Source organism: Pseudomonas sp. Fl5BN2, assembly GCF_009908205.1.
GTDB lineage: Bacteria > Pseudomonadota > Gammaproteobacteria > Pseudomonadales > Pseudomonadaceae > Aquipseudomonas.
Map to the genome: position 1 here is coordinate 109,634 of NZ_JAAARL010000024.1, position 6,120 is coordinate 115,753.

The following is a 6,120-nucleotide window of genomic DNA, read 5'->3' on the forward strand; positions in this document are numbered from 1 at the left end:
CCTTCAATACGACTGACGCGGTAACCCTGCATGACATACGACTACATCATCGCTGGCGCCGGCGCCGCCGGCTGCATTCTCGCCAACCGGCTTTCGGCGTCGGGGCAATACTCGGTACTGCTGCTGGAGGCTGGCGGCAAGGACTCATCGTTCTGGTTCAAGATCCCGGTGGGTTTCGCCAAGATGTACTACAACCCGACGTTTAACTGGATGTACTACAGCCAGCCACAGAAGCAGCTCGCCGACCGCGCTATCTATGCGCCCCGGGGCAAGGTGCAGGGCGGTTCCGGCTCGATCAACGCGATGATCTATGTGCGCGGCCAGGCCCACGACTTTGACGATTGGGCGGCGGCTGGCAACCCTGGCTGGAGCTTCAAGGAAGTGCTGCCGTACTTTCGCAAGCTGGAGAACCACCCCCTGGGCGACAGCGAATACCACGGCGCCAGCGGGCCGATCAGCATCACCCCGATGCAGGGCCAGACCCATCCGATCTGCGAGGTGTTCCTCAAGGGCTGCGAGCAGTTGGGGTATCCCCGCAGCGATGATTTCAACGGGCCGAAGTTCGAAGGCGCGGGCATCTACGACGTCAACACCCGCAATGGCCAGCGCTGCTCCAGCAGCTTTGCCCACCTGCACCCGGCCCTGGGCCGAACGAACCTGACAGTGCTGCACCACGTCCTGGTGGACCGGGTGCTGTTCGATGATCTGCAGCAACGCGCCATCGGTATCAGCGTGACCCAGCAGGGTGTCACCCGGACGTTCAGCGCTCGCAAGGAAGTGATCCTTTGTGCAGGGGCGGTGGACACGCCGAAGATCCTGCAACTGTCCGGCGTGGGCGACCGCGCCTTGCTGGCCAGGCACCAGGTCCCGCTGCTCAAGCACCTGCCGGCGGTAGGGCAGAACCTGCAGGATCACCTGTGCGTCAGCTACTACTACAAGGCCAATGTGCCGACCCTGAACGATGAACTCAGCTCGCTGTTCGGCCAGCTCAAGCTGGGGCTGCAGTACCTGCTGACCCGCAAGGGCGCCCTGGCCATGAGCGTCAACCAGGCCGGCGGTTTTTTCCGTGGCGACGAGCTCCAGGAACATCCCAACCTGCAGCTGTACTTCAACCCGCTGTCGTACCAGATTCCCAAGAGCAACAAGGCCAGTCTCAAGCCCGAGCCGTACTCAGGTTTTCTGCTGTGCTTCAACCCGTGCCGGCCCACCAGCCGCGGCAGCATCGAGATTGCCTCGAACAACCCGCGGGACGCAGCCCTGATCGACCCCAACTACCTGAGCACCGAGAAGGACATCGACGAGGTGCTGCAGGGCAGCCGGCTGCTGCGCCAGATCATGCAGGCACCGGCGCTCAAGGGCATTACCGTGGACGAAGTGTTGCCGGGTGCGGCGGTGCACAGTGATGCGCAGATGCTGCAATATTTCCGCGAGAACAGCGGCTCGATCTACCACCTGTGCGGTTCCTGTGCCATGGGCCGCGACCCGCAGAACTCGGTGGTGGACCCGCGCCTCAAGGTTCACGGCCTGGCGGGCCTGCGCATCGTCGATGCCTCGATCTTCCCCAATGTCACCTCCGGCAACACCCATGCCGCGGTGCTGATGGTGGCGGAGAAGGGTGCCGACCTGATTCTCGAGGATGCCTGAACGCTTGCTTGCGGGGGGAGAGCTTGCGCTCGCCCGCAGGCCAGCGTTGGGGCTATTGACCGAACTCCGGCGCCGCTTCTTCGACTTTTCTTTTGTAGGCCACTTTTGCCTGATCGGGATTGCAAGATAGCAGGGCATCGACCTGGACGAAGCCTTTGGACAGCACGTGTCTTTCTCGCCACCGGTTGCCAAACACACCAAAGATCCCGGCGCTGAGCAGTAGGCCGAGCCAGAACCAGTGGCTGTCATCGGCAGCGTTGGGGAGCAGCAGGGCCAGGCTCAGGGCTATCAGGGCAATCCCGGTGACCCAGTACAGGCCTGCGAAGAACGACCAGAGCAGGCTGAGAAAGCAGGCTGCAAAATTGAAGCCGACGGCCACCGCCGCGAGTTCGCCCTTGGGGTTTTGGTAGAGGCGGTAGAGGCGTTTCTGCTGGGCCTTGAGCCACAGACTGATTCGCTCCTCACGCTCGGCCACCTGCTTTTTCTGCTCGCTGCTGAGATCGCTGTCATCGGTGATTTGCTTGAAGGTCTCCTCCAGCAAGTAGTAGCCGGTGTCGTAGGACGTCAGGCCAGTGACGTAAAGGGCGTCGACGCGGTAGCGACGGTTCAGCTTCAATTGCCGGTCGCCATGAAAGAAGCTGTCGGCCGAGGTTCGTGAGTGCAGCAGGTATTCGTTGAAGCTGTATTTGACATAGGGTTTGCCACCGCCGACACGCACCCATTGGCGGTCAAAATAGCCTTCCAGTTGCTCCACCTCGAGGCCGCTGACATCGGCCTTCGGTTGCTCCTGAAGGTTCGCCCATTTGATTGCGCACCAACCCGCCGCAAAGACACAGAGGAAGCCGCACAGGATGATTTTGGCAAACAGCGGCCCATTGAGCAGGGAGATACCGATGATGCAGGGGATTAGGATGATGGTCAGCAGGATGCACGTGGTTTCGACATCGCCCCTTTGGCCGCGCATCAGGTGGCGATTGATCCGTTCTATTGTTTCCGGGGTGAGCACACGGCTCATGGCGGTCTCGCTTAGCCCAAGCCATGGGCTCGGGCGGTCTTGAACAATGCCAAAAGCCTGTAGCGCCCGTTAGTGGGGCGCTCCATGCCTTCGAGGGGAGGGCAGCCTACTGAACAACGAGGCCGATCAGCAAGCCTTGGGGTCAGCCGCGGTCTTGTCGGATGGCCAGGCCTCGGTGTTGGCCCACTCTTCAGCGCAGGCGTTCGAGCATCTGGTAGTACCACATGCCGGCGGCCAGCATCGGGTTGCCCAACTGGTCGCCGAAGGGCACGCGGATGTGCTGGCAGGCGGCGAAGGTGTCGTAGTCGCCGAGGTGCCCGGTCAGCGCTTCGGCCATGATCTCGCCCATGATGTGGCTGGTGGCGACACCGTGCCCGGAGTAGCCCTGGCAGTACCAGACGTTGTCCGAGAGCTTGCCCAACTGCGGGATGCGGTTGATCACGATGCCCATGGCGCAGCTCCATTGGAACTCGATGCCCACGCCCTTGAGGGCCGGGAAAGTGCGCTCGATGCACGGGCGCAGTTCGCCGGCAATGTCGCGCGAATCCTTGCCGCTGTAGTTGGCGCCGCCGCCGAACAGCAGGCGGCCGTCGGCGGTCATGCGGTAGTAGTCGAGGACGAAGCGGCAATCGTAGACCGCCAAGTCCTCAGGATTGAGACGCTTGGCCAACTCGCCCAGGGGCTCGGTGGTGACGATACCGCCCATGGCCGGGAAGATCTTGCCCTTGAGTTTTTGCGGCTCGAGCTTGTGGTAGACATCGCCGGCCAGCAGCACTTGCCTGGCGTCGATACGGCCCTGGGCGGTGATGACTGCCGGGCGCTGGCCGTGGACGATGTCCAGCACTTCGCTGTGCTCGAAGATCAAGGCACCCAGGCTCTCGGCGGCGCGGGCTTCGCCGATGCACAGGTTCAGCGGGTGCAGGTGCAGGTTGCGGGTGTTCTTGATCGCGCCGTGGTAGAGCGGGCTATCCAGCAGGCTGTGCACTTGCTCGCGGTCCAGCAGGCTGACCTCGTCGCCCATGCCGCGGCGCACGGCTTCTTCGTAGTCGGCGCGCAGTCCGGGCAGGTGGCTGGGCTTGTAGGCCGCATGCAGGTGGCCGTGCTTGAGGTCGCAGGCAATGGCGTATCTGGCCACCCGTTGCTGGATGATCTGGTGCCCGCGCCAACGCAGGTTCCAGATGAAATCATCCACCTCGTCACCAAGGTTGCGGCGCATCTGCTTACGCATCGCGGCGTCGCCAGAGAGGCTGCCGGTGACCTGGCCGCCGTTGCGCCCGGTGGCGCCCCAGCCGATCTTGTGGCTTTCGACGATGGCCACTTTCAGGCCGCGTTCGGCCAGTTCCACGGCCGTGGCGACGCCAGTGAAACCGCCGCCGATGATCACCACATCCACCTGATGATTGCCTTGCAGGGTCGGGTAGTGGGTTTCCTGATTAAGGGTGGCGCTGTAGTAGGAAGGGCTGCGCTCGGCTGCCGGGGTCCGCGGATCGAAGGCGGCTGTCATGGGGAAATCCTCGCAAATGAATGAGTCGGGCCGCTGCCTGCAGGCAGCGGCCGGCGCGTCAGGCCTGGGTCAGGTACCAGCGCCAGTCCTGCTCGCCGACTTCGGCCATGAACTGGCGGTATTCGGCACGCTTGACCGCCAGGTACACGCCGAGGAATTCGCTGCCCAGGGCATCCCGGGCCCAAGCCGATTGCTCCAGGGCGATCAGCGAGGTCAGCCAGTCGGTGGGCAGCAATTCGGTGGCCTGGGCGTAGCCGTTGCCTGCCACCGGGTGGCCCGGGTCGAGGTTTTCCCGCAGGCCGCGATGGATCCCGGCGAGGATCGCCGCTGCCGCCAGGTAGGGGTTGGCATCGGCACCGCAGATGCGGTGCTCGATGTGCCGGCTGTTGGCCGGGCCGCCGGGTACGCGCAGGCTCACGGTGCGGTTGTCGACACCCCAGGTCGGCGCCAGGGGCGCATAGCTGTTGGCCTGGAAGCGCCGGTAGGAGTTGGCGTTGGGGCAGAACAGCAGCAAGGATTCCAGCAACGAGGCGAGCATGCCGCCCACCGCCTGGCGCAGCAACGGGGTACCGGCCGGGTCTTCAGAGGCGAACAGGTTGCGGCCCTCGGCGTCGGCGATGCTCACGTGCATGTGCATGCCGGTGCCGGCCAAATGATCGAAGGGCTTGGCCATGAAGGTGGCCTGCATCCCGTGCTTGTGCGCCAGCGCCTTGACCACGCGCTTGTAGCGCACGGCCTGGTCCATGGCTTCCAGGGCGTCACCGTGTTCCAGGGTGATTTCCACCTGGCCCGGGGCGTATTCGGAGATCGCCGTGCGTGCAGGAATGCCTTGCAGCTTGCAGGCGGCATAGAGGTCGGCGAGGAACGGCTCGATCTGCTCCAGCTCGCGCAGGCCATAGACCTGGGTGGTCCGTGGGCGACCGCCGTCGGCATCCAGGGCGGGCTGTGGCCGACCGTTGCCGTCGCGTTTGGCGTCCAGCAGATAGAACTCCAGCTCGCAGGCCATCACCGGGTGATAACCCTCGGCCTTGAGCCCGTCGATGACCTTGATCAGCAAGTGACGCGGGTCGGCGATGCTGGCGGGCAGGCCCTCTTGCGGGTGCATGCTGACCTGCACCGCGGCGGTGGGGATTTGCCGCCACGGCAGGCGCACCAGGCTCCCGGCCAGCGGGTAGGCGCGGCAATCGATATCGCCCACGTCCCACACCAGCCCGGAGTTCTCCACGTCGTCGCCGTTGAGGGTCAGGCCGAGGATGGTGCTGGGCAAGGGCCGGCCACTTTCGTACACCGCCAGCAGTTCTTCACGGTGCAACAGCTTGCCCCGGGGCACGCCGTTGGCATCGAGGATGAACAGCTCGATCATGTCGATATCGGGGTTGCTGGAGAGGAAGCCACGGGCTTCATCAAGGGCGGCAAATTTCATCAGGGTTCTCGCTTGCGCCTTCACGGCGCACAGGTTTTCAGGTGCTGCAACGACGCCACGCACGGGTCGTTTGCAAGGCTGGAAAGCAGGTCTGGGAATGGCTCGTGCAGGGCACGATCAAGCCAGTAGCGAGTGATCCGGAGGGCGTGAGGAGTGGCGCAGGCGGGAACGGCACAGGGCCATGGGCAGGTTGACCAGAAGCTTCATGGGCAAGACCTGTCCAGCAAGGAGGAACCGATGACGGCAGCGCGGTCCTCATGAACCTCATGAGGCGAATTGACGAGTGAACAGCGGGACCGTGAGTCACCAGGATCGACAGCCGTACCACAGCCATCGTCGCGGGCTGTGAGTGCAAGTCTGGCGAATCCGTAACACGGTTTTGGGGGGGACATCAGCCGGGTGATCTCGCTGTCGAGTTCGTGGTTATTATTTTTGCTGTGAACCGGGCGCCGGCGGGGCGGATCAATCGGTCCGCACCCTCAGGGCGGATCAATACTGCAAGAATCCGTTAGCCAATGTAAGGGGGGGAGGGAG

The 6,120-nt window shown here is 63.7% G+C and carries 4 protein-coding genes; 1 reads left to right on the plus strand and 3 read right to left on the minus strand.

Annotated features, from left to right (window positions below):
* Positions 1-30 precede the first annotated feature (30 nt).
* The gene (locus GV819_RS27390; protein WP_161759168.1) at positions 31-1,644 is read left to right on the plus strand and encodes a GMC family oxidoreductase; all 1,614 of its coding nucleotides are present in this window, start codon (positions 31-33) and stop codon (positions 1,642-1,644) included.
* 52 nt (positions 1,645-1,696) lie between these two features.
* On the opposite strand, the gene GV819_RS27395 is transcribed toward GV819_RS27390, so the two are convergent.
* The 3 genes from GV819_RS27395 to GV819_RS27405 all read right to left on the minus strand — a co-directional run bounded on the left by GV819_RS27395 (position 1,697) and on the right by GV819_RS27405 (position 5,586).
* Positions 1,697-2,659, minus strand: a complete 963-nt coding sequence (locus GV819_RS27395) for a DUF2628 domain-containing protein (RefSeq protein ID WP_161759169.1) — start codon at positions 2,657-2,659, stop codon at positions 1,697-1,699.
* Positions 2,660-2,849: 190 nt separating this feature from the next.
* Positions 2,850-4,163, minus strand: a complete 1,314-nt coding sequence (locus GV819_RS27400) for an NAD(P)/FAD-dependent oxidoreductase (RefSeq protein ID WP_161759170.1) — start codon at positions 4,161-4,163, stop codon at positions 2,850-2,852.
* Between the two features lie 58 nt (positions 4,164-4,221).
* Positions 4,222-5,586, minus strand: coding sequence for a glutamine synthetase family protein (locus GV819_RS27405; protein WP_161759171.1), 1,365 nt, complete (start codon positions 5,584-5,586; stop codon positions 4,222-4,224).
* Between the last annotated feature and the right edge of the window lie 534 nt (positions 5,587-6,120).

Bases quoted from the DNA above. Each gene is read 5' to 3' on its own strand.
- GV819_RS27390 (WP_161759168.1), top strand. From the start codon at position 31: ATGACATACGACTACATCATCGCTGGCGCCGGCGCCGCCGGCTGCATT.
- GV819_RS27395 (WP_161759169.1), bottom strand. From the start codon at position 2,659: ATGAGCCGTGTGCTCACCCCGGAAACAATAGAACGGATCAATCGCCAC.
- GV819_RS27400 (WP_161759170.1), bottom strand. From the start codon at position 4,163: ATGACAGCCGCCTTCGATCCGCGGACCCCGGCAGCCGAGCGCAGCCCT.
- GV819_RS27405 (WP_161759171.1), bottom strand. From the start codon at position 5,586: ATGAAATTTGCCGCCCTTGATGAAGCCCGTGGCTTCCTCTCCAGCAAC.